The 26,073-nt window shown below is 64.8% G+C and carries 23 protein-coding genes and 1 rRNA gene; 7 read left to right on the forward strand and 17 right to left on the reverse strand.

Features of this window, described 5'->3' with window-relative positions; translation table 11 throughout:
• Positions 1-87 precede the first annotated feature (87 nt).
• Positions 88-1,182: a flagellar motor switch protein FliM gene (fliM, locus tag Mal64_RS09255; protein WP_146399405.1), complete on the forward strand. Its 1,095-nt coding sequence runs from the start codon at positions 88-90 to the stop codon at positions 1,180-1,182.
• A gap of 4 nt (positions 1,183-1,186) precedes the next feature.
• Here fliM and Mal64_RS09260 read toward each other — a convergent pair whose 3' ends face one another.
• Complete coding sequence (locus Mal64_RS09260; RefSeq protein WP_146399407.1) at positions 1,187-3,004, reverse strand: carbon starvation CstA family protein; 1,818 nt, start codon at positions 3,002-3,004, stop codon at positions 1,187-1,189.
• Positions 3,005-3,224: 220 nt separating this feature from the next.
• On the opposite strand from Mal64_RS09260, the gene Mal64_RS09265 reads away from it, so the two are divergent.
• The 3 genes from Mal64_RS09265 to asnS all read left to right on the forward strand — a co-directional run bounded on the left by Mal64_RS09265 (position 3,225) and on the right by asnS (position 7,671).
• Entirely contained in the window at positions 3,225-4,271 is a 1,047-nt protein-coding gene (locus tag Mal64_RS09265; protein ID WP_146399409.1) for an NAD(P)/FAD-dependent oxidoreductase, read from the forward strand.
• Between the two features lie 176 nt (positions 4,272-4,447).
• Positions 4,448-6,175 carry a divalent metal cation transporter gene (locus tag Mal64_RS09270; RefSeq protein WP_146399411.1) on the forward strand — a complete coding sequence of 576 codons (1,728 nt, stop codon included), beginning with the start codon at positions 4,448-4,450 and terminating at the stop codon, positions 6,173-6,175.
• Positions 6,176-6,276: 101 nt separating this feature from the next.
• Entirely contained in the window at positions 6,277-7,671 is a 1,395-nt protein-coding gene (gene asnS / locus Mal64_RS09275; protein WP_146399413.1) for an asparagine--tRNA ligase, read from the forward strand.
• A 138-nt stretch (positions 7,672-7,809) separates the two neighbouring features.
• On the opposite strand, the gene Mal64_RS09280 is transcribed toward asnS, so the two are convergent.
• The 8 genes from Mal64_RS09280 to Mal64_RS09315 form a co-directional block, all read right to left on the reverse strand.
• Positions 7,810-8,133, reverse strand: a complete 324-nt coding sequence (locus Mal64_RS09280; RefSeq protein ID WP_197525609.1) for a type II toxin-antitoxin system RelE/ParE family toxin — start codon at positions 8,131-8,133, stop codon at positions 7,810-7,812.
• Positions 8,130-8,387 carry a hypothetical protein gene (locus Mal64_RS09285; RefSeq protein ID WP_146399417.1) on the reverse strand — a complete coding sequence of 86 codons (258 nt, stop codon included), beginning with the start codon at positions 8,385-8,387 and terminating at the stop codon, positions 8,130-8,132. Before Mal64_RS09285 ends, Mal64_RS09280 begins: the two co-directional genes overlap by 4 nt.
• 189 nt (positions 8,388-8,576) lie before the next feature.
• The gene (locus Mal64_RS09290; RefSeq protein ID WP_146399419.1) at positions 8,577-8,969 is read right to left on the reverse strand and encodes a hypothetical protein; all 393 of its coding nucleotides are present in this window, start codon (positions 8,967-8,969) and stop codon (positions 8,577-8,579) included.
• A gap of 144 nt (positions 8,970-9,113) precedes the next feature.
• Entirely contained in the window at positions 9,114-9,569 is a 456-nt protein-coding gene (locus Mal64_RS09295) for a hypothetical protein (RefSeq protein WP_146399421.1), read from the reverse strand.
• Positions 9,570-10,034: 465 nt separating this feature from the next.
• Positions 10,035-11,189: a glutamine-hydrolyzing carbamoyl-phosphate synthase small subunit gene (gene carA, locus Mal64_RS09300; protein ID WP_146399423.1), complete on the reverse strand. Its 1,155-nt coding sequence runs from the start codon at positions 11,187-11,189 to the stop codon at positions 10,035-10,037.
• Positions 11,190-11,399: 210 nt separating this feature from the next.
• On the reverse strand, positions 11,400-11,828 hold the full coding sequence (locus Mal64_RS09305; protein WP_197525610.1) for a putative ATP-dependent zinc protease: 429 nt from the start codon (positions 11,826-11,828) through the stop codon (positions 11,400-11,402).
• A 136-nt stretch (positions 11,829-11,964) separates the two neighbouring features.
• Complete coding sequence (locus Mal64_RS09310) at positions 11,965-12,477, reverse strand: putative ATP-dependent zinc protease (protein WP_146399426.1); 513 nt, start codon at positions 12,475-12,477, stop codon at positions 11,965-11,967.
• A gap of 423 nt (positions 12,478-12,900) precedes the next feature.
• Positions 12,901-14,432 (reverse strand): 16S ribosomal RNA (locus Mal64_RS09315).
• A 761-nt stretch (positions 14,433-15,193) separates the two neighbouring features.
• Here Mal64_RS09315 and aroH point away from each other — a divergent pair.
• A complete protein-coding gene (gene aroH, locus Mal64_RS09320; protein WP_146399429.1) occupies positions 15,194-15,622 on the forward strand; it encodes a chorismate mutase in 429 nt (142 codons plus the stop codon).
• Between the two features lie 142 nt (positions 15,623-15,764).
• Positions 15,765-15,941, forward strand: coding sequence for a hypothetical protein (locus Mal64_RS19775; RefSeq protein WP_197525611.1), 177 nt, complete (start codon positions 15,765-15,767; stop codon positions 15,939-15,941).
• Positions 15,942-15,987: 46 nt separating this feature from the next.
• On the opposite strand, the gene Mal64_RS09325 is transcribed toward Mal64_RS19775, so the two are convergent.
• Positions 15,988-16,794: a hypothetical protein gene (locus Mal64_RS09325; protein ID WP_146399431.1), complete on the reverse strand. Its 807-nt coding sequence runs from the start codon at positions 16,792-16,794 to the stop codon at positions 15,988-15,990.
• A 320-nt stretch (positions 16,795-17,114) separates the two neighbouring features.
• Here Mal64_RS09325 and Mal64_RS09330 point away from each other — a divergent pair, with 320 nt between their 5' ends.
• Entirely contained in the window at positions 17,115-17,489 is a 375-nt protein-coding gene (locus tag Mal64_RS09330) for a hypothetical protein (RefSeq protein ID WP_146399433.1), read from the forward strand.
• A 472-nt stretch (positions 17,490-17,961) separates the two neighbouring features.
• Here Mal64_RS09330 and Mal64_RS09335 read toward each other — a convergent pair whose 3' ends face one another.
• The 7 genes from Mal64_RS09335 to Mal64_RS09365 form a co-directional block, all read right to left on the reverse strand.
• Positions 17,962-21,000 carry a POTRA domain-containing protein gene (locus Mal64_RS09335; RefSeq protein WP_146399435.1) on the reverse strand — a complete coding sequence of 1,013 codons (3,039 nt, stop codon included), beginning with the start codon at positions 20,998-21,000 and terminating at the stop codon, positions 17,962-17,964.
• Between the two features lie 318 nt (positions 21,001-21,318).
• Positions 21,319-22,797 carry a replicative DNA helicase gene (gene dnaB / locus Mal64_RS09340; RefSeq protein ID WP_231993639.1) on the reverse strand — a complete coding sequence of 493 codons (1,479 nt, stop codon included), beginning with the start codon at positions 22,795-22,797 and terminating at the stop codon, positions 21,319-21,321.
• Positions 22,798-22,959: 162 nt separating this feature from the next.
• The gene (gene rplI, locus Mal64_RS09345; RefSeq protein WP_146399437.1) at positions 22,960-23,502 is read right to left on the reverse strand and encodes a 50S ribosomal protein L9; all 543 of its coding nucleotides are present in this window, start codon (positions 23,500-23,502) and stop codon (positions 22,960-22,962) included.
• 115 nt (positions 23,503-23,617) lie between these two features.
• Entirely contained in the window at positions 23,618-24,097 is a 480-nt protein-coding gene (ssb, locus tag Mal64_RS09350) for a single-stranded DNA-binding protein (protein ID WP_146399439.1), read from the reverse strand.
• Positions 24,098-24,176: 79 nt separating this feature from the next.
• On the reverse strand, positions 24,177-24,572 hold the full coding sequence (gene rpsF, locus Mal64_RS09355) for a 30S ribosomal protein S6 (RefSeq protein WP_197525612.1): 396 nt from the start codon (positions 24,570-24,572) through the stop codon (positions 24,177-24,179).
• 160 nt (positions 24,573-24,732) lie between these two features.
• The gene (pth, locus tag Mal64_RS09360) at positions 24,733-25,320 is read right to left on the reverse strand and encodes an aminoacyl-tRNA hydrolase (protein ID WP_197525613.1); all 588 of its coding nucleotides are present in this window, start codon (positions 25,318-25,320) and stop codon (positions 24,733-24,735) included.
• Between the two features lie 96 nt (positions 25,321-25,416).
• Entirely contained in the window at positions 25,417-26,049 is a 633-nt protein-coding gene (locus Mal64_RS09365; RefSeq protein WP_146399443.1) for a 50S ribosomal protein L25, read from the reverse strand.
• Between the last annotated feature and the right edge of the window lie 24 nt (positions 26,050-26,073).

The raw sequence follows: 26,073 nt of genomic DNA on the forward strand, positions 1-26,073 counted from the left end.
CCATGACGCCGATCGCGAGCCGAGCGTCTACGCCAATGAGCAAACCGCTCTAATTTCCAATCAATGCCGTCCGGCAAGGAGGCCGCGATGAGCGACGTTCTCAACCAGAACGAGATCGAGAGCCTGCTGGGCTCTCTCGACACGGGGCCGGCCGATCCCGCGCCCGCCGCCGCGCCATCCAATCCCGGCAAATCGGCGGCCAAGAGTGTCGCCGCGTTTAGCCAGTCGCAAGGCGCCTCGGGCATTGCCGAACTGCCCAAGCCCAAGGAAAAGGTCACCCCGTACGACTTCAAGCGTCCGGAGCGGGTCGGCAAGGACCAGATGCGGGCCCTGCAGACGATGCACGAGGGCTTCGGGCGCAACTTTGGCGCCGCGCTCTCCTCGCTGCTCCGCTCGATCGTTGAGGTCAAGCTCACAAGCGTCGACCAGCTGACTTACAGCGAGTTCGTGTTCAGCCTGGAAAACCCCACCTGCTTCAACTTGGTGAACGCCAAGCCGCTCGAGGGGCAGCTGATCCTCGACATCAACCCGTCGCTGCTCTACCCGATCATCGATCGGCTGCTCGGCGGCACGGGCGAGGCGAACGCCTCGACGCGGCGTCCCCTTACCGAGATCGAGCTCCTGCTGGTGGGCCGCATCACGGGCTTGTTCCTCGACGAGATGCGCGCCGCTTGGGAGAACGTCATCGAGCTCGAGCTGTCGGTCGAGCGGGTGGAAAGCAACCCCCAACTCGTGCAGATCGTCCCGCCGAACGAAGTGGTGGTGCTGGTGAGCTTCGAGCTCACCCTGGGCGAGGTGCGCGGCATGATGAACCTCTGCATCCCGTTCAACACGATCGAGCGGATCGGCAGCAAGCTCAGCGCCAACAGCTGGATCACGTACAGCAAGAAGCCGCCCACGCCCGAGACGAGGCAGAACATCAGCGATCAGATGTCGGGCTCGATCGTCGAGGTGGTGGTCGACTTGGCCGAAACGCGCATCGCCACCAAGGACCTGATCGGTCTGCGGGTGGGCGACGTCATCAACACCGAGAAGGACAAGTCGACCCCGCTCGTGGTGTCGGTCGAGGGGCGTCGCAAGTTCCACGCCTCGCCCGGCGCGCTCAAGGGTCACAAGGCGATCCAGGTGATCGAGGCGCTCGAGGAACGCCGCCAGGCCGCGGGCGACGCGAAGGAAGCGTAGCCGATCAGCCCGCCGCTGCGGGCGCCTCAAGCACGCCGCGGGCCCGCGGCCAGGCGAGCAACGCCTCCACAACCATCCACAGCTGCAACGCCATGATCGCCACGCCGAACAGCAGCAGCGGCCACGCCGTCGAGCGGTTCGGCCAGAAGTCTTCGGCGATCTGCTCGGCCATCGCCCAGCCCGGCATCACGAGCATCAGCAGCATCGGCCCGACCGCGAACCAGAGCGGCAGGCCCCGTCGCGCCAAGTAGAAGACCACGACCATCAGCGCGAGCCCGGCGAGCAACTGGTTCGTGGCGCCGAACAGCGGCCAGAGGATCAGCCCTCCCGTGCCCGGCCCTCCGGGCCCGGGGATCATCGCCACGGCGCCGCCGGCGATCACCGCCAGGCTAGTCGCCCCGTGCTTTCCTTGGAGCGGCGCTAAACGCAGTGTGTGGGCCAGTTCCTGGATCACGTAGCGCTGCAAGCGGGTGGCGGTGTCGAGCGTGGTCGCCGCGAAGCAAGCCACCAGCACCGCGATGATCGCCACGCAGAGCCGCCGAGGCAGGCCGAGCATCGCAACGAAGTTGGCGCCCCCTTCGACGAAGGCGCCCACCTTTTGCTTCAGGCCGATGCTCTTCCAGCCGCCGGTCGTCACGGCGGCGCCGTCGTCTGTCGTGACGGTGATGATTTGCGCCTGGTACCGCGACTCCCACGCTTGGCGTCCGGTGAGCATCTCGCCGTCGGGCCCGGGAACGCCCATGCCCAGCCCCGCGCAGCAGGCGAGTATCACCAGCACGGCGAGCCCCCCCTCCATGAGCATGGCGCCGTAGCCGATCGCTTGGGCGGCTTGCTCGTTGTCGACTTGCTTGCTCGTGGTTCCGCTCGCCACGAGACAGTGGAACCCGCTGCACGCGCCGCAGGCGATCGTGATGAACAAGAACGGCCAGATGGGCGGCGCGTCTGCCGGGACTTCCTGGGCGATGGCCGGGGCGGCGTTCAGGTCGGCGGCGCCCGTCGCGCACGCCACGGCCAAGCCCCCCACCAGCAACGCGACCGCCACCAGCAGTTGCTGGCTGTTGAGGTAGTCGCGCGGCTGCAGCAGCAGCCACACGGGCAGCACCGACGCCGCGTAGCAATAAACCAACAGGATCGCCGTCCACAACACGATCGGTGTGCCATACGCACCGAGCACGGGCAGGCTCGGCAGAGTGATCGGCCACACGTACACGCCGAGCCACACCGCCAGGTAAACCAAACCGAGCGCCGCGAGCGACAGCGGCAGCAGCGGCGCCCCGCGGCGGTGGACCAGGTAGCCGATCGCCAAGGCGAGGGGCATAGCGGTCCAAACGCTCAGCACCGATTCGGGGTACATGGCGAATATCGCCGCGATCACCAGCCCGAACACGCCGATCACCACCGTGAGCGCGAAGAACAGCACCAGCAGGAACAGCAGCCGGGCGCGGGGCGAGATCAACCGGCCGGCCGCCTCGCCTACGGTCTGGCCGCGGCTGCGGAGGCTCACCACGAGCGAGCCGAAGTCGTGCACCGCACCGACGAATATCGATCCCAGGACGACCCACAGCAAGGCGGGCAGCCAGCCCCAGAAGACCGCGATCGCCGGGCCCACGATCGGCCCCGTGCCGGCGATGCTCGTGAAGTGGTGTCCCAGCACCACGGAGCGGCGGGTGGGGACAAAATCGACGTCGTCCCGCAGCTCGTGGCTCGGCGTTTTGGCGAGCGGGTCGAGCCGGAACACCCGCCGTGCGAGCCAGCCGCCGTACACCCGGTAGGCGAGGCCCAACGCGGCGAACGAACCGATTGCGACAACGAGCGTAAGCATGCAAGCAACCCGATAGCCAAAAATACGATGAGCGGTAGGCGGCGTCGCCCCTGGGCGCCGATCCTATCGGCCCCTCCCGAGCGTCTATCGTAATCCGCTACTCGGCGATCCGCACCCGGCCCTCGGCGGGCGGGGCGTTCCTGGGGGCTTGCCGCTCCCCTATAATCAAGAAACGAACGAGCCTGTTTCGCCCCCCTTGCTAGTAGAAAGTCACCCTCAAGTGCCCGAACAAGTCGTCATTATCGGCAGCGGCCCCGCCGGCTGGTGCGCCGCGATCTACACCGCTCGCGCTAACCTCAACCCGCTCTGCTTCGAGGGCGCCGTGAACGAGGAGAACCGCCAAGACGGCACGCTGCCGCTCGGGCAACTCGCGCTCACCACCGAGGTGGAGAACTACCCCGGCTTCCCCGCCGGCGACCTGAGCGGATACCTCAAGTCGTCGCTCGATGAGGAGCACCATTGGCTCGCCGATATGCACCAGAAAGAGGGCTGCAGCGGGCCGGAGCTGATGCACCTGATGCGGCAGCAGGCGGCCAACTTTGGCACTCGGATCGAGACCGACGACATTGTCGAGGTCGATTTCTCCCAGCACCCGTTCAAGCTCAAGTCGGCCGGTGGCAAGGAAGTCGAGGCGAACTCCGTCATCATCGCCACCGGCGCCCGCGCCAACTACCTCGGCCTCGAGTCGGAGACTAAGTACAAGAACGTTGGCGTGAGCGCTTGTGCCGTGTGCGACGGCGCCTTGCCGCGGTTCCGCGACAAGCCGCTGGTGGTCGTGGGGGGCGGAGACTCGGCTGTCGAGGAGGCGGACTACCTCGCTAAGTTCGCCAGCAAGGTCTACCTGATCCACCGCCGCGAGGAGCTGCGGGCCTCTCGGATCATGGCCGACCGAGCGAAGAACCACGACAAGATTGACATCCAGTGGAACTCGGAAGTCGCCGACGTGCTCGGCGACGACGAGAGCGGCGTGAAGGGCGTGGTGCTCAAGTCGACCAAAGACGGCTCGACCCGCGAGCTCGACGCCGCCGGCATGTTCGTGGCCATCGGCCACACGCCCAACACCCGCTTCCTCGAGGGCCACCTCGAGCTGCACGAGAGCAAGTACGTGAAGTGGACCGTGCCGTTCCGCACCAACACGAGTGTCGAGGGCGTGTTCGCCGCCGGCGACGTAGCCGACGACTATTACCGCCAGGCGATCACCGCGGCCGGCACCGGCTGCATGGCTGCGCTCGACGCGGAGCGATGGCTCGCTGCTCAAGGGCTTTAGTCACTCGGCTTAAGCGGAACCACGGATCTGGAAGCGAGCACAGCCCGCCTTTAGTCCGCGGAGATTTTGGTTAGACTTGAGGGCCGCGACCGGCTGAGCCGGGGCGCGGCCCTTTTCTTATCTAGGCGAACCCTCAGGCGGCAAGAATGGCGAGCGACGCAAACCCTTCCTCTCCGATGTCCGGCTCCCCTTTGACGGGAGTGGAGCGCGACCGCGCGATGCTCGCCGAGGCGAGCGCCCGCGGCACGGGCGCCAAGCTTGGCGCCTTCATGCGGCTCTCGGGCCCCGGCTGGTTGCAGAGCGCCATAACGCTCGGCGGCGGCTCGCTCGCCGGCAGCCTGTACCTCGGCGTGCTGGGCGGCACGAGCCTGCTGTGGCTCCAGCCGCTGGCGATGATCCTCGGCATCGTCATGCTCAGCGCGATCGGCTACGTCACGCTCTCGACGGGCGAGCGCCCGTTCAAAGCGATCAACACGCACGTGAACCCCGTGCTCGGCTGGTCGTGGGCCCTCGCCACGCTGGCGGCGAACATCGTCTGGTGCATGCCGCAGTTTGCTTTGGCAAACGGCGCTCTGCAGCAAAACCTGGCCCCAGGTCTTCTCGGAGCCGACAGCGCACTTGGCGATTTCAACGCCAAACTATTGATCTCGATCGTCATCCTTGTGATCACGGTCGCGGTGACCTGGAGCTACGGTTCGGGCAGTTGGGGGATCAAACTCTACGAGTTGGTGCTCAAGCTGATGGTCGCGGCGATTGTGCTTTGCTTCCTCGCGGTGGTTGGCACGCTGGCATGGAGCGGGGCAATCGACCTCGGCGCCGTCTTCACGGGTTTCATCCCGAACCCCGCCCAGCTCTTCGAGCCCGCCGAAGCCTACTTGCCGTTCCTCGACCAACTCGACGCCGGGGCCCAAGGCTACTGGGCCGACAAAATCGTCGGCTTGCAACTCGATAAAGCGGCTGCCGCGGCCGCAACGGCCGTTGGCATCAACATGACCTTCCTATTCCCCTACTCGCTGCTGAGTAAGGGCTGGGGCAAAGAGTTCCGCGGTTTGGCAATCTTCGATCTCGCCACCGGCATGCTGATCCCCTTCGTGCTGGCCACCAGCTGCGTGGTTGTGGCTTCGGCCACCCAGTTCCACGGCCGTATCGTTCCCGGTTTAGTCGAAGACCTTGAGGAAGAAGCGAAGCCTACCAATGGGGAAGCGAAAGACTTCTACGGTATCGCCTCGAACAGACTGAAAGTGCTAGGTCTTGCGACTGAAATGCCGAAGAAACCGACACTTGATGAACATCTTGCCGAAGCAAGGAAGCTCCCCCTCGAAGAACAAGCCATTGCCGCGATGCTCGTGGACCGCAACAACTTCCGGCTGTCGCAGTCCCTTGCCCCGCTCACCGGCGAGGGCGTGGCGAACACCGTCTTCGGCCTCGGCGTGCTGGGCATGACTCTGTCGACCATCAGCGTGCTGATGCTGATGAGCGGCTTCGCGCTAACGGAGATGCTCGGCCTGAAGCAAAGCGGCTGGCCTTTCCGCCTTTGCTGCCTAGCGTCGGCCGTCGGCGTCCTTGGTCCGTTCTTTTGGAGCAAGGCGGCGCCCGCGTTGGTGGTGCCGACCTCGGTGTTCGGCCTGATCCTGCTTCCGATCGCCTACCTCACCTTCTACCTGCTGATGAACCAGCGGAGCTTGTTGGGCGAGGACCTGCCGCGCGGCGGCAAGCGCGTGGCGTGGAACCTGCTGATGGGCGTCTCGGCGGGCGTCGCCACCGCGGCAAGCCTCTACATGGTCTGGCTCAAGGCGGGCCAGAACGGCATGATCGCCATCGGCGCGCTGCTGGCGCTGGCCTTGGTGGTTCAGTTCACCCGCAAACCTCATGGTTCCCCTCCTCCGGAACGGGGGAGGGGCTAGGGGAGGGGGCTGAAGAGGGTACCCGGGGCGCCCCCTCCCCTAACCCCTCCCCCCATGGGGGAGGGGGATACGATTCGTAGTTCCAAGTGTGAGCGTCAAGGATGGAAAAGCTCTCGGTCAAAGCCGCCCGGCAGGAGTCGGCGATCGGCCAGACGGTTACCGTCGAAGGCTGGGTCCGCACGCGGCGAGACTCGAAGGCGGGGTTCAGCTTCATTGAACTGAACGACGGCTCGTGCCTCGGCAACCTGCAGGTGCTCGCCCCGCAGGAGCTGGCCAACTACGAGTCGGAGGTCAAACGCCTCACGGCCGGCTGCTGCGTCCGCTGCCGCGGCGAGGTGGTCGCCTCGCAGGGGGGCGGCCAAGCGACGGAGCTCAAGGCCGACGAGCTGCACGTGTACGGCTGGGCCGAGCCCGAGACTTACCCGCTGCAGAAAAAGCGGCACTCGTTCGAAAAGCTGCGCGAGTGGGGCCACCTGCGGCCCAGGACCAACGCGATGGGCGCCGTGATGCGGGTCCGCAACCGGCTCTGCCGGTCGATCCACGAGTTCTTCCAGGAGGACGGTTTCCTCAACGTCCAGACGCCGATCATCACCACCAGCGACTGCGAGGGCGCCGGCGAGATGTTCCGCGTCACGACGCTCGACCCAGCCAACGCGCCGCGAACCGAAGCGGGCGGAGTCGACTGGGCCCGCGACTTCTTCGGCCGCGAGGCGCACCTCACGGTCTCCGGCCAGTTGGAAGGCGAGGCGTATGCCTGCGCGTTGGGCCGCATCTACACGTTCGGCCCGACGTTTCGCGCGGAGAACTCCAATACCTCGCGCCACTTGGCCGAGTTCTGGATGGTCGAGCCGGAGGCGGCGTTCTTCGACCTCGACGACAACATGGACCTCGCCGAGCGGTTCCTCAAGCGTTTGGTGGGCGACGTTCTTCGCGACTGCGACGAGGACCTCGCCCTGTTCAATCAGCACATCGACAAGACGGTCATCGCACGGCTGGAGAAGATCGCCGAGAGCGCGTTCGTGCGGATGCCTTACACCGACGCCGTCGCGTTGCTCGAGCAGTCGGGTGAGAAGTTCGAGTTCCCCGTTTCCTGGGGCGCCGACCTGCAGGCCGAGCACGAGCGTTACATCACCGAGAAGCATGTCGGCGGGCCGGTCGTGCTCTACGACTACCCGCGCTCGATCAAGCCGTTCTACATGCGGGTGAACGACGACGACAAAACCGTGCGGGCGATGGACGTGCTGGTGCCCGGTGTCGGCGAAATCATCGGCGGCTCGCAGCGCGAAGAGCGGCTCGACGTGCTCACCGCCCGCATGCAGGAACAGGGGATCGAGCCGGACGACTACCAGTGGTACGTCGACCTCAGGCGCTACGGCACGGCCCCGCACAGCGGCTTCGGCCTGGGGCTCGAACGGATGGTGCAGTTCACCACCGGCATGGCGAACATCCGCGACGTGATCCCGTTCCCCCGCACGCCGGGGCACGCGGGGTTCTAGTGCGAAACGCACGGATGCGTAGCGTGTGCGGCGGTGTGATTCGACGTCGATATGGCGAAAACAACGCTACGGCTAGCGGTAGTGCGATCTAGAAGGCGTATTTAGGTTTGCGGAATGCGGGGTAAGAGTGAGGGGCTGCTACTCGAGATCCTCAGCCGAAATCGAGTCTTGCCGCGCGCTCAGCACCCGGTAGATCACGACTGCATCATCCTCGACGCAGTAGAGCACCCGGTGCGTGGCGCCGCCAAGACCGTAAAGCATCTGCCGGACGCCTGCGATACGCAGCGCGTGTTCGCTCGCAAAAGAAAAACGCTCGGGCATCTCTGCGAGCGAATAGATCTCGTTAAGAATGCCGGTGTACCAGCGATCTGCCTGTTCTTTGGAACGGCATACCGACCACCACGAGCGGTTCGAGTGGATGTCCCACTTGGCGGGTTCGGTGATTACGATGCGGCGGTTCACGATCGCGGTGGGATACCCTGCTCTTCGCGATACCGACGATCGAAATCTTCTAGCGGCTCGTACTGGCCCGCCTTGTAGGCGTCGATGCCCTCTTGGACCGCTTTAACGGCGTCGTCCCCTTCGAGTATCAGCGGGGTGGCGTCTTCCATCCGGGCGATCGCACGCACGATCACGTCGGCGGCGTCGGAGCCCTCGCCTCGTTGGGCCAGCTTGGCGGCCAATTGGATTGTTGTGTCGGGGAGATCGATCTGCATGCGAACAGCCCAAGATGAAAGTCGTTGGCTTCTCGGCCGCTAGCCGGCGCGAGTTCCGCCAATCCAAGGCTGTATTCTACCCGCCGACACTTTGACGGTTCAAGCAAAACGCCCCCCGACCAAGCCCAGACAGGGCTGCGATACGCACCTGACGGGGCGCGCCGATAGAGCCAGACGCCGACCTGCCGTTCACTCCGACATCAGCGTCAGGATCTCGAGCGCCGCAAACCCCTCGTGCAGCTTCTCGGCCGGCGCCTCGCGTGACGATTGCCACACGCTCTGCGCCCTGCGGACGTACTGCTCGCGGGCCTCACGCAGGAAGAACTCCTCGACCTCGCGGAGCGCCGCCCGCCACGACGCCTTCGATTGGTCGAGCGCCTCCGCGTCGCCAGAAAGGGCCTCGAAGATCACGTCATCAAGGCTTTCGAGACGCTCGAGCGTCTCGGGCGGGATCGTCACGCCCCACCCCGCGTTCACCACCAGGCTCGCCGCCTCCTCGGCCGCACGATCGGCGTTCGCGCCGTCGACACCCGACGTGTCGACTCGCAGCAGGTCGTGTTGGTGAGGGTGGGCGGGGGTCATTGAAAGCGAATAAGTAAGGGTTCAAACGGGGTAAGGGGGCTTGGGGGAACACACTTATAGGACCGTTGTCTCGGGCCCCAGGTTCGTGGCCCTACCAGGCCGCGGGGGCTTCCGCAGCCGAACGGGGGGATGGAGAGCCGGGCGTTATCCGGTGCGGCGCCGCTGGCGGAGTTGCTCGAACTGGGAGACGACCGACGCCGCCCCTTCTGCCGGGCTCTCGAGAGGAGTGGCGTAATCGACCACCGCTGCGGGTTGGGGCGAATCCACTTGGGCCGAAACCGGCGCAGCCACGGCAGCGGGGGCCTCCGACGCGAGCGCGGCGCGGGCGATTGCCTCGGGGGCAAGCACCTCGGTGACGGATGCCGAAGAAATTGCCGCCGCCGGGGGCCCCCCGCTAGCGGACAAACGCTCGTCGAGCTCTCGCTCGCGGCGCAGCAGATCGCTCTCCTCAGCCGCCAGCCGCTGACGCCATTGGTCGAGCTGCCGGTGATAAGAGTCCAATCGCTCCAGTGCGGCAGACGACGCCTCACGACGCTGCGCCTCTTCTGTCTGGAGCCATTCGGTGATTTCGCGCGCTGCGCTTAGCAATTGGGCGTTCATCCGTAGAGTGGGGGGAGGGTGAATTCCTTCGGTTTTTTAGGCGTCGGTAGCGACGCCCGGTGGATTGATCGGCCACACCGAGACGGCGGGCCGCAGGGATGCCCCGCTCCCCTCCGACAAACTAGCCGGCGAAAACGCGAGCACATCAGAGGGAAGAAGAGCGCTGACCGGGCCGCGGATTCCCTCTCCGGGGCCATCGAAAATCTAGGTCGCCCCCGGAGCGAGTCAAATCCTGAGGACAAGGATTTACCGAAACGCTCCTGCTACTGCAGAAGAACCACGGGTGACACGGATATCACCGCCGAGAATGCGGATGAATGGCCAAGAAAGGGCGCAAAGACGCAAAGAGAAGAGGACGGGTGGTCCCGAAGCGTTTGGAATGACCAATGACCAATGACCAATGACCAATGACCAATGACCAAAAAGGGGCGGGATTCAAAGCCTTTTGGTCATTGGTCATCCGCCCTAAGCCGGCGCCTGCTGCCGCATCATCGCCAGGAATCTGTCGAACAGATAATGGCTGTCGTGCGGGCCGGCCGAGGCCTCCGGGTGGTACTGCACACTAAAAGCCGGCGCCGTGCGGCAATTGACCCCCTCGACCGTTTGATCGTTGAGACTCAGGTGCGTCACCTCGAGCGAATCGGGCAGCGAGTCGGCGTCGACCGCAAAGCCGTGGTTCTGCGAGGTGATCTCCACCTTGCCGGTAGAGAGATCCTGCACCGGCTGGTTGGCGCCGCGGTGCCCGAACTTCATTTTGTACGTCTTCGCCCCCAGGGCGAGCGACAACAACTGGTGGCCCAGGCAGATGCCGAAAATCGGCTTCTGGCCCACCAGCGAGCGGATCGTATCGGTGGCGTAGGCCACCGGCTCGGGGTCGCCCGGGCCGTTGGAGAGGAAAACGCCGTCCGGCTTGTGGGCGAGGATCTCGTCGGCCGGGGTCTTGCCCGGCACCACGGTCACGCGGCAGCCCTGCCCCACCAGGCAACGCGGGATGTTCCATTTCATGCCGAAGTCCAAGGCCACGACGTGCGGGCCGTCGCCCTCGAAGGGCTCGGCGCCGCTGCCGTCGAGGCGTGTCCAGCGACTCAGCGGCTCGCTCCAAACTTGGGAGTCGGTCGGCGAGACCTCCTGAACCAAGTCGCGACCGACCAGGCCGGGGCTCGCTTTGGCCTTCGCCACAAGGCTCGCGTCGTCCAGGTCGGTCGTGGAAAGGACGCCGCGCATCGCTCCCTTAGAGCGGATGTGCCGGACCAGCGCTCGGGTGTCGATCCCCTCGATCGCCACTACGCCGTGCTCACGCAGGTAATCGCCGAGCGAGGTGTTGCTGCGGAAGTTGCTCCGCACGCGGCTCTCCTCACGCACGACGAATCCCGAGAGCTTGGGGCCGCCGCTCTCCATGTCGTCGGGGCAGACGCCGTAATTGCCGATCTGCGGGTAGGTCATCGTGACGATCTGGCCGCGGTAGCTGGGATCGGTGAGGATCTCCTGGTAGCCGGTCATCGACGTGTTGAAGCAGACCTCGCCGTCGCATTCGCCCGGGGCGCCGATCGAGCGGCCGGCGAACACGGCGCCGTCTTCGAGGGCGAGTTTAGCGGGCGGTTTTTCCGAGGGGGCGGGCATAGCGGGGCGGGCGGTCTTAGGCTTGGGGCAAGAAACCGGAGGATAAACTTCCCGATTCTCACCCCCGCGGGCCCCGCGATCAACCCACGGTCTATTCCCACAAGCACAATCGCCGCCCCTGCAGGGTCCGCCCTCTGTGGCGGGCCGAACCCCGACGGACGGGCGTGTCCCCGGGGCCGTCACGCCACGGAGGGCGGTCCCTACAGATCCTCACAACGTCTCGGGATTGTCTCGGTCGACGTCGACAACGAAATCTCCGCTCAGAAAATCACGACCGATCAACATGGCGTAGCCGAGCCGCGATCGATCACTGAGCGTGACCAGCGTTTCTTTCTCAACGCCTCGGCAGCGGAGCCTCAGTCGCAAGTAGTAGCGGTCCTGCGAGTCGACGGCGTTGCGGATTGTCGCGTGGTCAACAATCCGCGACTCGATCCACGCCTGCTCGCCGGCTCGGTTTTCGATGAGCACCCGGGCGATCTTGCCGACGTTGTTCTGCGGCTGGCCGTCATCCCCGGAGATCTCGAGCCGCTCGTAATGCAGCGAGCTGACCGTGGCGCCTGTGTCGACCCGCGCCATGAAACTGACGCCGCTGTCGAGTTCAGTGACCTCGGCCGTGGCGCCGATGGTCGCCTTGCCCACGAGGAGGGCTAATAGAGAGACGCCTGCGGAGAATAAGATTGCCCCCAGCAGCCATCGCTTAGCTAAACGCCTCTTGGGCGCCGGCGCGGCAAACGGCTGGTCCGCCATGCGACCGCCTCGCAAGAAAGGGGCGCGGTCAGTTCACTTTTTCGGTGACGTGCCCGGTGTCGACGACGAAGTCGCCCGTCAGGTACTCGCGGCCCAACAGCAGCGGGTACTTCAGCCGCGAACGGTCGTTGAGCGTCACCAGAGCGGGCTTCTGCACGCCGAGCACGCTGAGCTCGATCTCGATGTTGTAGCGCTCTTCTCGGTGAGCGTCCATCTTGACCACCGTGCGGTCGACGATCTTGGTGTCGACCCAAGCCCGTGACCCGGCGCCGTCATCGAGCAGAACCTTCGCCTTCTTGCCGATGTTCTCCGCAGGATCGGGAGACTCGTCCTCGATCACGAGGTCCTCGAAGTGCACCGATGTCTTGGCGGCGCCGGTGTCGACACGCGCCTGGAAGGTCAGACCGGAGGAGGACTCGGCCACTTCGGCCGTGGGGCCGATCGTTACCTTCTGGGGCTTGCCAAGCCCAAGCAAGGCGGGGGCGGCGGCGTACGCGACCAAAGCAACAATCAGTACAGCCGTGAGACGGTTGGTCGACATAGCTAGATCCCCCCCTGCGGAATCCTTTCCGTTCGGTAAGCGGTAGAGCCTCCGCACGTTCGGAGGTATTGAGCATCAGCAATCTAGCCAATTCTGCTACTCAACACAAAGAGAGATCTTCGTGCGTCGCCTCACTAGAGCCATAATATCTCGCGAATGGCGACCGGCGGCTGACCGCAGACTCCGGGCTTTGGTGGCCGTAGCTTTCCAAGATTGCTGATCTGACTGGCAGTCGCGGGCGGATCGAGCGCCGAGGGTAGAGGAGAGCGCATAAAAAACCCGGCGTTGGGCCGAAGCCCAACGCCGGGTATCTAATCAATTTGGTGAGTTGCTAAGCAAAGTTAGCGACCTCTTTTGTCAGCCAAGGACTGTCCCCATGTTCCACTGATTCGTCACCGATTCAGTGGTCTAAGTTATCCTTAGAAAGGAGGTGATCCAGCCGCAGGTTCCCCTACGGCTACCTTGTTACGACTTAGTCCCAATCGCGGAGTTGACTCTAGGCGCCTGCTTCCCGAAGGTTAGCTCAGCGACTTTAAGCCCCCCCCACTTTCGTGGCTTGACGGGCGGTGTGTACAAGGCTCAGGAACATATTCACCGTGGCATGCTGATCCACGATTACTAGCGATTCCGGCTTCATGCAGGCGAGTTGCAGCCTGCAATCCGAACTGGGGCATGCTTTGTGGGATTTGCTTGCTCTCGCGAGGTAGCATCCCTCTGTACATGCCATTGTAGGACGTGTGCAGCCCAGGCCATAAAGGCCATGAGGACTTGACGTCATCCCCACCTTCCTCCGGTTTAACACCGGCGGTCTCTCTAGAGTCCCCGCCATTACGCGCTGGCAACTAGAGACAAGGGTTTCGCTCGTTAAGGGACTTAACCCGACATCTCACGACACGAGCTGACGACAGCCATGCAGCACCTGTATACGTTTCACCCGAAGGCAACTAACCCGCTTTCACGGGCAGCATCCGTACATGTCAAGACCTGGATAAGGTTCTTCGCGTAGCCTCGAATTAAGCCACATCCTCCACCGCTTGTGTGAGCCCCCGTCAATTCCTTTGAGTTTCAGCCTTGCGACCATACTCCCCAGGCGGAGCACTTATCACTTTCGCTTCGGCCGAGAACCTATGGGGGGGTCCTCGACCAAGTGCTCATCGTTTACGGCTAGGACTACCGGGGTATCTAATCCCGTTCGCTACCCTAGCTTTCGTGTCTCAGCGTCAGAAGAGACCCAGTGAGCCGCTTTCGCCACCGGTGTTCCTGATGATATCAACGCATTTCACCGCTCCACCATCAGTTCCGCTCACCCCTGTCTCCCTCGAGCCATACAGTATCGGGCGCAGTTCCTCAGTTGAGCTGAGGGATTTCACACCCGACTTACATGGCCGCCTACACACCCTTTAAGCCCAATAATTCCGAATAACGTTTGTCCGGTTCGTCTTACCGCGGCTGCTGGCACGAACTTAGCCCGGACTTCCTCTGAAGATGGGTCAGGCCCCGCTCTTCACGGGGCTTTCCTCCCAACTGACAGCGGTTTACAACCCGAGGGCCTTCATCCCGCACGCGGCATTGCTCGGTCAGACTTTCGTCCATTGCCGAAGATTCTCGACTGCAGCCACCCGTAGGTGTCTGGGCAGTGTCTCAGTCCCAGTGTGACGGGCCACGCTCTCACGCCCGCTAACCATCGGAGCCTTGGTAGGCCATTACCCCACCAACAAGCTAGTAGTACGCAGTCCTCTCTCAGGGCGGAATCTCACCTTTGATCCGGGGATATTATCCGGCATTACCCACAGTTTCCCGTGGCTATTCCGGACCCTGAGGCAAGTAACTACGCGTTACTCACCCTTTCGCCGCTTTCCAGGTCTAATGCAAGCAAAAGACCCTTCTCGCTCGACTTGCATGCCTAATCCATGCCGCCAACGTTCATTCTGAGCCAGGATCAAACCCTTCAATTGATGTATGCATCAACTAGTTCCACCGCGAACGGCTTCCCTAGAAATGAACACGCTTTGAAGTAGCTTTGATTGGCTACTTAACTCTTCTTCTTTGGTCTGGTCGTGAGCCGACCGAACCGCACTGCCCTCCGAGCGACGAATCGCTCTTCGGCCAGACCGGCCAACCGACCCACTAACCAAGCCTGTATCGAATACAGTCTTGGCTGACTAAAAGGAGGTCACTCACCAAATTGTCAAAGATCTCAACTAAAGCCCGCGTTTGACCGCGAGCCCCCCATCATTGCGAGTTAGGCCTGAGCCGTCAACCCACAGTGAGGGATTTTCTCGATTTCTTTTGGCCGCTCAGAAAGCTGCCGAAGCGGCTCTCCTCGTGACCCCAAGTTGGCCGCCGAACAAACCTCGGCAACCCCCTGCTCGGCGAAGCCTTGTCGGCGACGCCCAACACAATCGAGACTCGGAATCTTACTGATCGGCCGCCGGTCGTCAACTGCCCGAATCCGTTTTCTCAACTTTTCGACTTTCGGCCGCTGCTTTAAGGCCAAACTTTGCTGGTCAGCACGGTCGCGTTGACGCAGAGCCCGCCGGCCACGCAACGGTTGGTGCTGGGATTCCGTCGCCTCGGCCGCTATTCTTCCAGCATCGCAGTTGGCCGAAGCACGCCGACGCCGCGTCGCGACCAAACACGAGGCGATTGATTGCCAGACTCCACGAACCTCGTGGAGTCTCCACCACGACAGAATTTACCCAAGGCCTGCCGACAGATGACGATGTGCCGAGGCGTCCGTGGCGCCACCACGGTCGACAGTAATGACCGCGAAGAGATCTTAGGCGCCACGCGTCAGCTCTTGGCGTTGATGATCCGCCGCAACAGCATCGACCGCGCCGACCTGGCAAGCGCGATCTTCACGGTGACCAAAGACCTCGACGCCGAGTTCCCGGCGCTGGCCGCCCGTCAACTCGGCTGGGCCGACGTGCCGCTTATCTGCGGCTACGAGATCTCGGTCCCCGGCTCTTTGCCGCTTTGTATCCGGGTGCTGTTGCACTGGAACACCGACAAGCGGGCTGACCAGATCCAGCACATCTACGCCCGCCAGGCGGAGCGGCTCCGCCCCGACCTTACCGAATTGCCCGCCGTCGACTGGGCGGAGCTGGAGGATTGGATCGGCGAGCAGATGCGCGAGGCCGAATGACCAATGACACAAGCCGCAACGACCTACACGCGAAAGCAAGAACAGCTCGCCGTATAGGTCGTAGAGGCTTGGACATTGGGGCTTTCACCCCCCGGCCCCTTGCCCCTTTTCACCCCGGCGCTCTAGAATACGGAGCTACGCCGTGCTGCTCAGCCACGGCTTACTGCACCTCAACTCACAGGCTGCCGGACCCGGTGCGGGTCGCGGGGCCGTCAACGGAGCGTTTGGATTGGGAACGAAAAAATCGGGTAAGGGTCGTCGCAAGCAAGGTCGTAAGAAGCGTCGTATGCGCGCGAAGATCCGCCATCGCAAGAAGTGATTTAGTGGGCGTGGCTCGTGATGACCCGCGGCGCCCACCACTCTTCTCACTCAAGACTCTCAGCCGTGTGGCTCACGAGCCGCAGTTCCACCGGCGAACTTTTCTCGGCCCACACCTCGCGCCGCTCGACCAAGAGCCACTTCCGCGTTCCGCGGGCCAGGCACTCCACGCGCACCTCGCCCCCCGTCCAACCGACGGGGGCGACGAACGTGACGGTGTAATTCCGCTCGCCCTCGAGCGTTGATTGCGACGAGCGTTTCAGCTTGAAGTAAACGCCGCGACGCGAGTTGACCGTTCCGCTCACGACGGTCGGCTCTTTGGGCGGCAGGCGGCTGAGCTTCTCGACCTCTTTCTGGCTGCGTCCCACAGCGCCATGGATCGTGGGAGTGATGGCCACGTCGACGCCGAGCTTGCCGCCGAGCGACGCCCCCATCGACTTGTCTTGCTGCGAGGTGCGTTCCACCTCGATCGGCTCGGCGTGCTCGCTCTCGAGCAAGGTTTTCGGTCCGTAGTCGTGCACCATCAGGCCGGCCGCTTCGCCGTCGATCTCGATCACCAGGTCTTCGACGCGGCGCGCCTCGCCGTGGTAGAGCACCAGCGAGATCGGCGCCTCGACTTTTAGCAGCCGTTCGCCGGGCCTCGTGGCGGCGAACTCTTCGGTTGTCACGTCGCGGCAGACCAGTGTCCGTGGGATGTCGAAGGACGCCTCCGGCAGCTCGGCGCCGAGGCCGACGATGTCCGACGCGTCGGCCGAGGACGCCCCCCCCGCCGTCGCCATCGCCGCTAGCAGCAGGGCGAGCCCAACGTTGTTTCGCTCCATCGCGTGCATGAGATTCCGTCCGGTGTTCGACATGAAATACGACTGTTTTCTGATCGCGGTTTTCACGTGCATCAGCGATGAAATTGGCCAAGACCGAGGCGACCAGAGGCGAGGAAAAGAGCACTCACGGCTCAACTCCTGTGGCTTAAGGATGTCGCTTCGTGGCCAACGCGATCGATGATCACCCGTGGGGTCCGGGGTCAGCTCCACGTGTACTTACGCGGCATTGGGGAGGACAGTTTGCGCAATCACCAAGTTCCGTTCCCAGGGGCACGGAACTGCACAAGTCGGCGCCGCCGCGAGGTCGACTTAGACTGTGGGACCCCATTCTTTTCACATCAATAGCGACTGCGATGCGATCAACGCTACCACGGCTGGCGCTCCTCGTGCTGATAGCAACCACAGCGGTTGCGTCGGCCGGCGCCCAAACGACTCCCGGTTGGATCGGCCTCTCGCCGGCGGAGCCGCGTGAGCCGGCGCCCCTCGCGTCTCGCCGCGCCCACCGCCTGCAATCGCACGCGATGACCGAACCGCAGCCGTACCCCTCGCCCGAATCGACGACGCCGGCGGAGTTGACCCCGGCCCCCTACGCGGGAGTCGTCAATCACGCGCACGCCCCCGCTTTCCGCTGGGGCTACTTCGGCGCCGAGCGTCACGCCCCAAGCGTCCATTGGCACCGCGACTACAACGACGACATCGTGCGGTGGTCGACGCGTCCGCGGTACTGAGATCGCAAAAGAGCGAGCCCGGCGATCAGCGAGCAACCGCTGCCCCCCGGCCATTGGTTCTTGTCGGAAGCCTCTTTTCAACGAGCCCAGCAGCATCGTTGCCGACGCTTGCTCAGCAGCGATGGGGGCTTCGTGCGAATCGCACAAATGCGTAGCGTGTGTGGCGGTGTGATCCGGCGTCGACAAGGCGAAAACGACGCTACGGCTACCAGTAGTGCGCTCTAGCGAAGCCGTTGAGTCAGAACGGAGCCGAGAACCTCTAGGGGTCCCTCAGCGATGCCCTCCCAGGCAGCCAGTCGCTCCTGCGAACGCCCCCTCGCTAACCGCATCGCGATCGCCGCTATTGACTGCTCAGTGTGGCGGCAGGGGCTACCGTGGGAGCGAATTCGCGAGCGTCCCAAGATGGATTGGGTTTCGTGAAACGCCCTCGGCCCTAAGCATTCGGCCGAAATGCTAACGGCAAACGGCTATATCACCGCATAAAGCCAACGTTGAACGTGAACGTCTGCTCGTCGTCGAACCGCGAGCTCTCGACCGGGAAGGCGAAGTCCAGGGCGATCGGCGCCGGGCCCATCGCCGGGATCGTCAGCCGCAGGCCGACACCCGGTGCGATGCGGAAGTTGTCGAGTTCGACGCTCTCGTTCACCGTGCCGTAGTCGCAGAACACCACGCCATTGATCATGTCGTCCGCGGTGAGCGGGAACATGTATTCCAGCGTGTTGAGCCACATGAAGTCGCCACCCACCTCGTTGGTCCCGTCGTTCTTCGTGGGCGAGGCGCCGCGGAAGTCGAAGCCGCGCATCGTCGAGAACCCGCCCGCGTAAAACCGGTCGTACGACGGCGTGTTGGAGCCCGTGAATCCGAGCCGGGTTTGCCAAACCAGCACGTGCCGACCGGTGTGGTCGGGCCGCTCGCGGATGAGGAAGTACTCACGCAAGTCGACCTCCGCTCTCGGGTAGTCGAACGAGCCGGTCACCGCTTCGAGCGTCAGGGCGGCGTAGTGCCCGCTGGTGGCGAGGAACGGATTGTCGCGGGTGTCGTTGATGATTTTCATGCCGAACCCGTGAAGCGCGTTGTCGCCGACCATCTCGTCGTACTGCGGCAACACGCCGGGCAAGGTCGAGATGTCGTGGATATTGACGTTCTCGCCACGGTACGTGAGCGAGGCCGCCAAGTCGTTGTCGGTCCACTGGTAGCCCAGGCCGATGCGACCGCCGAGGCGTTGCTCGTCCCAGTCGTCGTAGCGGCGGTCGTAGTAGTTGCCGCTCAGGCTGAGGCTGATCGGAGTGTCCCACAGGTAGGGCTCCTGCCAGCTGGCGACGTAGCGTTGCACCTGGGTGCCGGGCGCCGCCTCGAGCCGGAAACGCTGGCCGCCGCCTCGGAACGCGGTGCCGTCGTAGATGTCTTGGAAACTGGTCGGGGGCCGGCGCCAGTCGAAGTTCCGCTCGTCCAGCAGGATCTGGCCGACGACGCCCGCGTCGGAGTTGACGCCCACGCCGAGCATGAACCGCCCGGTTTGCGTCTCCTCGAGGTTCACGTAGAGGTCGACGGCCGGGTCGTTGGGCGGCGGAACGGGCGTGGGGGCGTAGACCGGGCCGGGCAAGAACGGCGAGCCGAGCGCGCCCCCGTAAGTGGGGGCGGGCCCTTGGTAGCCTCTCGCCGGGTACGACGAGCCTTGGGAGTACGCGCTCTGAGCCGTGTGGCTGTAGGGCGTTGTCGGGTTGTACGCCGCCTCGGGGGCCGCCTGGTAAGGCGGAAAGTCAGGTGCGGGCGCCGCGGTCTGTGCGGGGTAAGGCGTCGACGGCGGGAACGGCGACTCTTGCCGAACGGGCTGCGGAGGCAGCACCGGGTCGCGTGTGCCGGGTTGGTACGGCGCCGGCGATCCGGGCAGGGTCGGCACGTTCTGCGCGGCGGGCGTCGGGTAGGTCTGGCCCTGGTACTGCACCTGCTGCACCGGTTGCGCCGCGCCAGTCGTGGCCGCGCCGGGCCCGCCGGCCTGCACCACGCCGCCCTGGCCGCCAACGACCGGGGTGCTCGTCACGCCGCCGTCCTGGCCGTAGACCGAGGTCCATCCCTGGTAGGTCGTGTGCCGCTTGGCCGAACCCGACGCCGAGGCGCTCTCGTCGGCCAGTTGCTGCTCCGTGAGCTCCGGTAGCTGGTAAGTGATGCGCGGCGTGGCGCCCGCTTGGGGGTTGGTGTTGAACAGGCTGCTGGAGCTGATGCGGCGTTCGGTCGCCCTCAGCTCACGGGTGTCGACCACATCGCCCGGCCGGATCGAGAAACGGTTCAGGGCGGTTTGGATGCGGGTGTGGGGGTTCTCGCCGCCGATGTTCACGATGATCTTGCCCACGCGGAACCGCTCGCCCTCTTCGATGCGATACACGAGGTCGATCTTGCCCGGCTCTTCGAGGAACACCGGCTCTGCCTTCACGTCGGCGAACACGTATCCCTTGCTGCCGTAGAGGTCCTTGAGCCAGTTGACGTCCGCGTTCATTTTGTCTTGCTCGAACGGCTCGCCGGCCGGCAGCGTGGCGCCCGAGAGCAGCGACTCGTCGGCGAACTTCTCGTTGCCCACGAGCGAGACGTTGCGCACCTGGTAGCGGGGGCCCTCGTTGATCACGTACGTGATCGTGGCCCACTCGCCGCTCTCGCCGAACTCGATCGTGCGTCCCACCGTGGCGCGGAAGAAGCCGAACTTGCGGTAGTAGGCGATGATGCGATTGCGGTCGTCGTCGAGCTGGTCCTGGTTGAACTTCCCACCCATCAGGTGGGCGAAGCCCGGCTTGGCTTTGACCTTGGTCTTGAGCTGTCCGTCGCTGGCGAACTCGTTGCCCTCGAACTCGACGCTCCAGATACGCTGCTTGTCGCCCTCGTGGATGACGTACACCACGCCCCGGTCGTCGGGCTTCGAGCCCTCGGCGATCGTCACTTCCGCGCGTCCGAAACCGTTCGACTTGTAGAGTTCGAGCAGCTTGCGTCGCCCCTCTTCCACGGCGTAAGGATCGACGGCGCCGCCGACCTCGACGCCCGTTTCGCGGGCGAGTTTCTTGGCTTTGATCCGCTCGTTGCCGAGGTACTCGACGTAACGGATGGTCGCTCGCTCGGCGACGCGCAGGATGACCACGCGGCCCTCGGCGGTCCGCTCGGTGAGCGGGCGCACGCCGGCGAAGTAGGGGAGTTGGCCCAGCTTGCGGACGTCGGCTTGCAGCGCCTTGGGGTCGAACGGACGGCCGACGCGCGTTTGCATTTGCGCCGTGATGCGGCTGGCGGGGACCGTTCGGTTGCCCTCGACGCGGATCTCGGTGACGAGCTCGTTGGTGGCGAAAGCCGAGAGCCCGGCGCCGGCGGCCACGCTTTTCTTGGGGCCGGGGGGGGCGCCCACCGACGGATCGGGGGCCCCGCCGGGGGTTGAGAATCCTTGCCCACAGGCCGCCGACACGGTGAGCACAACGGCAAACGCCGCGGCCAGCGATCGGGGGAGCGGGCTTCGTACGAGGGGCAATGAGGGCATAGCTGCTCGGCCGGTGGATTCGGCGTGGGTCGTCGATTCGTGCGGGACCGTGCGCGCAATCGCGCGGCGGCCCGGAAAAATGGCCGCGTAGAATTAGCGGAACCCCGGGGGGCCCACAAGACGGGTTGGCTGCTGAGAGACCCACCCCGAAGGCGCCGCTAGCAAGAAAACGAGCGCCGCTGAGCAAAAAGAGGCGGCGAGCCGGGCGGCGTCAGCCCCCGGAGGGCGCCGGGCGCCCGCTCCACTCCGGGGGCTTACGCCACCCGGCTCGCCATTGCCTTGTTGGCAATGGCTTGATGTCGCGGCGCTGAAACGCTCTCAGAAATCTTCCGAGTATCCCGAGAACTCGTCGAACTGCTCCGGCGCGCGATTGGTGAACCGCGTGTAGTCGTGCAGCCAAGTGAGCTTCACGTCGCCCACCGGGCCGTTACGCTGCTTGCGGATCAGCAGGTCGGCCTCGCCGCGGCAGCGTTCGCGGTCTTCCTCGTTCGTTTGGTAATACTCCTCGCGGTGGACGAACATCACGACGTCGGCGTCCTGCTCGATGGCGCCCGACTCACGCAGGTGGCTCAGCTGCGGCTTGTTGTCGCGCGACGACTCGACCTGGCGGTTGAGCTGCCCCAGGCAGAGGACCGGCACGTCGAGCTCACGCGCCAGGCCCTTCAGGCGGCGGGCGATCTTGGCCACCTGCTCCTGCCGGGGGTCGCGGGCGTTGTCCGGGTCGATCAGCTGCAGGTAGTCGATCGTGATCAGCCCGAGCCCTTCGCGACGCTTCAGGCGGCGGGCCGCCGCGGCGATCTCCGTCATCGTGCGGCTCGGCGAGTCGTCGATGTACAGCGGCGCGGTGCTGATCTCGGCGGCGGTCTGGATCAGCCGACGCTGCTCGTCGGGCTTCAGCTGGCCGTTGCGCAGGCGGTGGCTGTTCACTTTGGCGCGCGAGCAGAGCAAGCGGTCACCCAGCTCGAGGGCCGCCATTTCGAGACTGACAAACAGCGTGGGCTTGCCGCACTCGATCGCCGCGTGCTCGACCATGTTGAGCGCGAGCGCCGTTTTTCCCATCGAGGGCCGGGCCGCCAGGATGATCAGCTCCGAGCCGTGGAAGCCGCCCGTCATCTCGTCGAAGTCGTCGAAGCCGGTCTCGACGCCGCTCATCGCTTCGTCTTGCTTCATGCGGGCGTCGATCCGGGCGAGCGACTCGTGCAGCACGTCGCGGATCGAGGCGAGCTTGCCCTGCTCCTTCTCCTCGAGGATGGCGAACACCTTCTCCTCGGCGCGCGCCAGCACCTGGCGGGGCTCGCCGCTCGGGTCGTAGGCGTCCTTCAGGATGTCCGTGCCGGCGTGGATCAACGCCCTTAGGGTCGCCTTTTCGCGGACGATGTGGGCGTAGTGCTCGGCGTGGGCGGCGGTGGCCACGGCCTGGCCCACCTCGGCAAGATACGGCGCCCCGCCGATCGCCTCGTACTCGCCCGAGTCACGCAGCCGCTGGACCAAGAGCATCACGTCGACCGCTTGGCCGTCGGTGTGCATCTCCATCATGTGGGCGTAGATCCGCCGGTTGGCGTCGTCGAGGAAATCGTCCTCCTTGAGGACCAACGCCACCTCGTCGCACGTCTCGGGCAGCAGCAGCAAGCTGCAGAGGACCGCCCGCTCGGCCTCGAGGCTCTGCGGCATCTGACGATCCATCACGCTCGTCTGCTGTCGCGAATCGTCCTGACCCCATTCACGCCGTTGTCCGTCGCGTCCCTGGCCTCGGTCGGGGCGGTCGGTGCGGTGCTGCTGCGAGTCGGGCATGGCCATGGCGTTCGTTCCTTCTGCCGGGCGGGGGGTGCAAAATCTCTGGGGCGATTCACGACAGCCGGGCGACAGGTTTTCCCCCGCCCCGGCCCCTTAACGCAAGCAGCCCCGACCATCGCTGGTCGGGGCTACCCGTTCGCATTCGGTTGTCGCTCGACGGCGTGCTTACTTGTCGTCGGCGCCGACGGTGGGAACGACCCACACCTTCAGCTCGCCATCGACCTCGCTCGAGAAGCGGATCTTGATCGTGTACAGGCCGAGCTCCTTGAGCGGGCCTTCGAGCTTGATCTGCTCGGCGGCGAGGGTGACGTTGTTCTTCTTCAGGGCGGCGACGATCTCCGCGGCGCCGACGCTGCCGTACAGGTGGCCGTCGCTCGTGGCGTTGGCCTCGATCGTGACGCTCTGCTTGCCGATCTCGGCCGCCTGGGCGCGGAGCTCGCCTTGACGCTGGCGCTCGATCTCGAGCAGCTTGGCCTTGTGCTTCTCGACCATCCGCTTGTGGTGGTCGGTGGCGATCGTGGCCAGCCCCTCGGGCACGAGGTAGTTCAGGGCGTAACCGGGCCGCACTTCGATCACGTCGCCCTGATGCCCCAGGTGCTCGACGCTCTGGATGAGAAGCAGCTCGATGCCTCCGGTGGGTCCCTTCGGCAACCGCTTGGGGCGAGAATCCGCGCGCTTGATCTTCTTTTGCTTCTTGGTCGTAGCCATGGTCGTGCCTGTTCGTGGCGTAACGGTGTTGAGTTGTGTTGTCGTCGTGACCCGGTGGGCCAATCGTGACCCGGTAAGCCAAGAGTCTCCTTCCCCGCAGGGGGAGGGAGCATGGTTAGAACGGGATGTCGTCTTCCGGCGGGGGCGCCGAGGCGCCGCCTTGGCTGTAGCTGGCCGGGGCGCTGTACTCGTCGCCGCCCGATTGCTGCGAGTATCCGCCGCCGCGTGAGGCGCCGCCACCACCACCGCCGCCTCCGCTTCCTCCGCCGCTGCGTCCGCCGAGCATCTGCATCTTGTCGGCGACCACGCGGAGCTTCGAACGCTTCTGGCCGTCCTTCTCCCACGAGTCGAGCTTGAGCCGGCCCTCGATCAGCACCGACGAACCCTTGCTCAGGTACTCGTTGGCCACTTCGGCCGTGCGGGCCCACAGCGTGACGTCAACGAACGTGGTCTCGTCGACCCACTGGTCACCCTTCTTCACGCGGTCGTTCACGGCCAGGCCGATCTCCGACACCGCCGTGCCGCTCGGGATGTAGCGCAGCTCCGGGTCGCGGGTGAGGTTGCCCACGAGGATCACGCGGTTGTAGCTGGCCATGACTGACTCCTGTCGCCCGTGCTAGGGCCGAAAGACTCGCTCGTCGTAAGGTGGGAGAGACTCGTGCGTTCGGCTGGGATCAAACCGAGGCGGTTTGGGCCTCTTCGGCCGGCGCCTCGTCGGCGGCGGGCTCCTCGGCCTCGGTCGCGCCGGTGGCGTGGGCCAAGATCGGCTCGACCAAACGCGGGTGGATCTTCAGCACCAAGTGCCGCAGCAGGCCGTCCATCAACTCGCACTGGCGGTTGAAACCAACGACCTCCGGGCCGGCGAGCTTGAAGTACATCAGCCAATAGGAGCCCTTGCGGTGCCCCTTGACCGGGTAGGCGAGCCGCCGCTCTTCCCAAAGCCGGCTGACCACCACCTCGCCGCCGGCGTCGGCGATCAGCTTGCTGATCGCCTCGGGCAGCGCGTCGTGGTCGCGCGCGAACTTGTTCGAATCGAGGATGAACAGGCCTTCGTAAGTGTTGAGCGACAAGGCTATGGGACTCCGTGGGGTGGGCGGCCGGGCTTAGCGGGGCCGCTCGTGGTGGTCTTGTGTGGGTTGGATATCGGGAGCCGTCCGAGCAGCAGCGTTTCGGGCGGGGTTTCGGGCCGGGTTACGGGCCCGGGTGTGTCTGTTTCGCTCGGGGCGCCGATCAGTCCTTGCCAACGCCGTTGAATTTGTTCATCGCCTCGGCCACACCGCTGGTCGCCCAGCAGGCGGCAGCCGCCGCCGCGTCGTGCAGGGCGACCTCGAGCAGCTCCTTTTGGGCGGCTCGCGGCTTGCTCAGCACGAAGTCGACTGTCTCTCTGCCGTCCGGGGCGGGCCCCACGCCAATCCGCAATCGGGCGTAGTTCTCGCTGCCGAGTTGATTGGCCACATCCTTCAAACCGTTCTGCCCGCCGGCGGACCCTTTCGATCGGATCCTCAACCGGCCGACATCCAGGTGGAAGTCGTCGCAAACAATCAGCAAATCTTCGATCGGCGTCTTGTAGAACGTCGCGGCTTGGCGGACGGCCGAGCCGCTGCGGTTCATGTAGGTCTGCGGCCAAACGAGCAGCACCCGGCTGTTCGGCTGGCCCTCGACCGCCAGGTTCGCCTCGGCGACCAGGCTGTCGAATTTCGTTTTGGGTTTCTCGGCCCCCGACCGCTCGGCGAGCAGCTGGAGCGCCTCAAACCCCACGTTGTGTCGGGTGCCTTGGTACTTGGCCCCCGGGTTTCCCAAGCCGACGATCAGTTTCATCGATCGGCTCCGGGCTCACACCGAGAAGGACGCAACGACGAGTCGGCGAGCGATCCGGCGGCTGCCAGAGTTGCTCCCGGGTCTCGCGTGTCGGTCCTAACCCTCGGATTCTTCTTCGTCTTGTTTCTTGCTGACCACCTCAGGCTCGTCCGAGCCGCCGGCCACGCTGTCGTCGAGCGCCGGGGCGCCGGCGGGCGGCACGCAGTGGACCACGGTCTCGTCGGCCGACGTGATGAGGGTGGCGCCCTCGGGCAAGTCGGCGATGTCCTTGGCGAGCATCGAGCCGCCGAGGTGCAGGTTCGTCACGTCGATGTGCAGCATCTCGGGGATGCTGGCCGGGGCGGCCTCGATCTCGATCGAGGTGACCATCTGCTCGACCACGCCGCCTTCGTTCACGCCGGCCGCGTCGCCCTTCAGCTCAAGCGGCACGGTGACGTGCACCTTCTCGCCGGCCGACACGCGGAGCAGGTCAACGTGCAGCAGGTAGCGATGGAACGTGTCCCACTGCACTTCCTGCAAAATCGCTTGGCCCGAAGCGGCGCCGCTCAGGTTCACGACCTTGGCGTGGTGGCTGATCGCCTTGCGGAGCTCCTTGTACGGGATCGAAAGGCTCAGCGCCTCTTCCTTGTGCCCATAGAGCACGGCGGGCACGTGGCCCTCGTCGCGGAGTTTCTGGCTTTGGCGCGAGCCGGTCGCTTCGCGTTTCGACAATGTGAGCGTGTCTGACATAATTCGCTAAAAGCCTTCGCTGGG

The sequence above is a fragment of the Pseudobythopirellula maris genome, from assembly GCF_007859945.1.
GTDB lineage: Bacteria > Planctomycetota > Planctomycetia > Pirellulales > Lacipirellulaceae > Pseudobythopirellula > Pseudobythopirellula maris.

Bases quoted from the DNA above. Each gene is read 5' to 3' on its own strand.
- ssb (WP_146399439.1), bottom strand. From the start codon at position 24,097: ATGGCCAGCTACAACCGCGTGATCCTCGTGGGCAACCTCACCCGCGAC.
- fliM (WP_146399405.1), top strand. From the start codon at position 88: ATGAGCGACGTTCTCAACCAGAACGAGATCGAGAGCCTGCTGGGCTCT.
- Mal64_RS09270 (WP_146399411.1), top strand. From the start codon at position 4,448: ATGTCCGGCTCCCCTTTGACGGGAGTGGAGCGCGACCGCGCGATGCTC.
- asnS (WP_146399413.1), top strand. From the start codon at position 6,277: ATGGAAAAGCTCTCGGTCAAAGCCGCCCGGCAGGAGTCGGCGATCGGC.
- Mal64_RS09285 (WP_146399417.1), bottom strand. From the start codon at position 8,387: ATGCAGATCGATCTCCCCGACACAACAATCCAATTGGCCGCCAAGCTG.
- Mal64_RS09365 (WP_146399443.1), bottom strand. From the start codon at position 26,049: ATGTCAGACACGCTCACATTGTCGAAACGCGAAGCGACCGGCTCGCGC.
- dnaB (WP_231993639.1), bottom strand. From the start codon at position 22,797: ATGGCCATGCCCGACTCGCAGCAGCACCGCACCGACCGCCCCGACCGA.
- aroH (WP_146399429.1), top strand. From the start codon at position 15,194: ATGACGATGTGCCGAGGCGTCCGTGGCGCCACCACGGTCGACAGTAAT.
- carA (WP_146399423.1), bottom strand. From the start codon at position 11,189: ATGCCCGCCCCCTCGGAAAAACCGCCCGCTAAACTCGCCCTCGAAGAC.
- Mal64_RS09325 (WP_146399431.1), bottom strand. From the start codon at position 16,794: ATGTCGAACACCGGACGGAATCTCATGCACGCGATGGAGCGAAACAAC.
- Mal64_RS09295 (WP_146399421.1), bottom strand. From the start codon at position 9,569: ATGAACGCCCAATTGCTAAGCGCAGCGCGCGAAATCACCGAATGGCTC.
- Mal64_RS09335 (WP_146399435.1), bottom strand. From the start codon at position 21,000: ATGCCCTCATTGCCCCTCGTACGAAGCCCGCTCCCCCGATCGCTGGCC.
- Mal64_RS09330 (WP_146399433.1), top strand. From the start codon at position 17,115: ATGCGATCAACGCTACCACGGCTGGCGCTCCTCGTGCTGATAGCAACC.
- Mal64_RS09260 (WP_146399407.1), bottom strand. From the start codon at position 3,004: ATGCTTACGCTCGTTGTCGCAATCGGTTCGTTCGCCGCGTTGGGCCTC.
- Mal64_RS09310 (WP_146399426.1), bottom strand. From the start codon at position 12,477: ATGTCGACCAACCGTCTCACGGCTGTACTGATTGTTGCTTTGGTCGCG.
- Mal64_RS09290 (WP_146399419.1), bottom strand. From the start codon at position 8,969: ATGACCCCCGCCCACCCTCACCAACACGACCTGCTGCGAGTCGACACG.
- pth (WP_197525613.1), bottom strand. From the start codon at position 25,320: ATGAAACTGATCGTCGGCTTGGGAAACCCGGGGGCCAAGTACCAAGGC.
- rplI (WP_146399437.1), bottom strand. From the start codon at position 23,502: ATGGCTACGACCAAGAAGCAAAAGAAGATCAAGCGCGCGGATTCTCGC.